Origin of the sequence: Paraburkholderia sp. RCC_158 (genome assembly GCF_041355255.1) — a bacterium.
GTDB classification, from domain to species: Bacteria; Pseudomonadota; Gammaproteobacteria; order Burkholderiales; family Burkholderiaceae; genus Paraburkholderia; species Paraburkholderia graminis.
Window position 1 is genome coordinate 1 of the sequence record NZ_JBFUPM010000094.1, and the last position, 521, is coordinate 521.

Here is a 521-nt window from a genome sequence, read left to right on the forward strand (position 1 = left end):
TGGCCTTTTTGAAGGCTTACAAAGGAGAGACCCGGCACGCTCCATAGCGGCGCGAGTGCGGCAAGGGACGGCAGTGAGCGGTGACGGTCATTGATGTGACTGGCGTTGCCCTTCCACACAAGGCCTACCTTGCGACCGCTCAGCGGTGCAAGACGCTGACGCCATTTCTCGGTGATTTGCGCGTCGGGCTTGAGATAAACCGCATCCGGAATCGATTCAAGCGTCGTGCCAAAATAAAGTGGCGCGCTCAGCATGAAGGTCCAGAAATCGTACTCGCGTACTGACAGGTTCCCATCTCCAGTGATCACCGCGTCGACGCCCCGGACAGAGCCGAGCAAACGATGCAGCGCCGGTGCACATGCGAGGGTGATGTGGGCCGCCCCGCGGTCCTTGAGCAGGGTCAGATACCGGCCGAACTGGATCATGTCGCCGTGCCCCTGCTCGAACCACACAAGGAGAGACTTACCAGTTAGTGGCTCACCGCGCCATTGCGGACAGCTCACACCAGGCGCGAACGAACT

1 pseudogene is annotated in these 521 nt (G+C 60.3%); it reads right to left on the reverse strand.

Annotated features, from left to right (window positions below):
- Positions 1–425 (reverse strand): annotated as a pseudogene (locus tag AB6809_RS36310) (hypothetical protein); the annotation flags it as partial.
- Positions 426–521: the final 96 nt, after the last annotated feature.